The following is a 1881-nucleotide window of genomic DNA, read 5'->3' as shown; positions in this document are numbered from 1 at the left end:
TGTTGATTTTCACTGAGAACTGACCCGGCATTTCCACCGAGATTTGACCCGCCTTTCATGTATGTTTCGGTTCGGGGTTGAGGGTCAAGGTTCTGGCTTTCTCCTTCGCTTTCTTAGGCTCGTGTGCGGAGCTGTTCTTGAACCGGAAGCTGTCGTTTCCGGTTTCCAGGATGTGGCAATGATGCGTCAGCCTGTCGAGGAGCGCCGTTGTCATCTTGGCGTCGCCGAAGACACTCGCCCACTCGCTGAAGCTGAGGTTTGTGGTGATGATGACGCTGGTGCGTTCGTAGAGCTTGCTCAGCAGATGGAAGAGCAATGCTCCACCTGATGCACTGAACGGCAGATAGCCAAGTTCGTCCAGGATCACGAGATCGGAATGCGCGAGGCGATTGGCGATCTGGCCGGATCTCCCCTGAGCCTTCTCCTGTTCCAGCGCATTGACCAGCTCGACCGTCGAGAAGAAGCGAACCCGTTTGTGATGGTGCTCGATGGCCTGCACGCCGAGGGCGGTCGCAACATGGGTTTTGCCTGTTCCGGGGCCGCCGACGAGCACAATGTTGTGGGCTTCATCGACGAACTCGCAGCGATGAAGCTGCCGCACGAGTGCCTCGTTTATCTCGCTGCTGGCGAAGTCAAAGCCGTTGAGATCGCGATAGGCTGGAAAGCGTGCGATCTTGAGCTGATAGGCTGTCGACCTGACCTCACGTTCCGCCGTCTCGGCCTTGAGCAGTTGCGACAGGATCGGAATGGCGGCTTCGAACGCTGGCGCTCCCTGTTCGGTGAGTTCGCCCACAGCTTGCGCCATGCCGTGCATCTTCAGGCTCCGGAGCATGATGACGATTGCGCCGCTAGCAGGGTTATGACGCATGGCGCACCTCCACGGGCTTCCTCAAGGCATCATAGCGTTCGACATTGGCCTTTGGCTCATTGGTGAGCGTCAAAGCCTGAGGAGCATCGATGGCCGGCGGCGTGAGGGATTTGCCGTCGACGAGCCGATGGAGAAGGTTCAGCACATGGGTCTTGGTTGGAACGCCGGCCTCCAACGCCATCTCCACGGCCAGGAGCACGGCCTGCTCGTCGTGTTGCAGGACAAGTGCCAGGATCTCGACCATCTCGCGATCGCCGCCCGGCTTCTTGAGCAAATGCTGCTGCAACGACCTGAATGCATCGGGAAGTTCGGCAAAGGGTGCTCCGTTGCGTAGGGCGCCTGGCTTGCGCTGAACGACAGCCAGATAGTGCCGCCAGTCATAGATCGTCTGTCCTGGTCGATCATGCGAACGATCGATGATGCGGCGATGCTCACAGACAATCAGACCCTCCGCAGCGACAATGACACGATCCGGATAGACCCGAAGGCTCACTGGCCGATTGGCAAACGACGCCGGCACGCTGTAGCGGTTGCGCTCCAGATGCACGAGGCAGGTTGGGGAGACCCGCTTGGTGTATTCGACAAAGCCGTCGAAGAGACGGGACGCCGGCATGAGAACCTGGGCTTCCTCAGCCCAGATATCGGCAATGGTGCCGCGCATTTTGCCATGCGGGGTCTGCTGCCAGAACTCTTTGCATCGAAGCTCCAGCCAGTCGTTCAGGGCTTCCAGTGATGGAAAGCGTGGAATCGGTTGAAAGAACCGGTGACGCGCATCCTGCACGTTCTTCTCGACCTGTCCCTTCTCCCAGCCGGACGCGGGATTGCAGAACTCAGGCTCGTAGAGATAGTGGCTGGCCATGGCCATGAAGCGGACATTGACGTCGCGCTCCTTGCCGCGGCCGACCTTGTCGATTGCTGTTCGCATATTGTCGTAGATGCCGCGCCGGGGAACGCCGCCAAAGACACGGAAAGCATGATTGTGAGCGTCGAACAGCATCTCGTGCGTCTGCAAC

General features: G+C 59.1%; 2 protein-coding genes. Both read right to left on the bottom strand.

Features of this window, described 5'->3' with window-relative positions; translation table 11 throughout:
• Nucleotides 1-55 precede the first annotated feature (55 nt).
• Nucleotides 56-868 carry an IS21-like element helper ATPase IstB gene (gene istB / locus ACFFNA_RS32820; RefSeq protein ID WP_378923922.1) on the bottom strand — a complete coding sequence of 271 codons (813 nt, stop codon included), beginning with the start codon at nt 866-868 and terminating at the stop codon, nt 56-58.
• Nucleotides 858-1881: IS21 family transposase (gene istA / locus ACFFNA_RS32815; protein ID WP_378923921.1), on the bottom strand; the 1024-nt coding region annotated here is incomplete at its 5' end. The genes istB and istA, both read right to left, overlap by 11 nt.

The sequence above is a fragment of the Mesorhizobium kowhaii genome (assembly GCF_042431665.1).
GTDB classification, from domain to species: domain Bacteria; phylum Pseudomonadota; class Alphaproteobacteria; order Rhizobiales; family Rhizobiaceae; genus Mesorhizobium; species Mesorhizobium kowhaii.
Note: the sequence above shows the minus strand (reverse complement) of the source record. Positions and strands in the feature narration are given on the sequence as shown.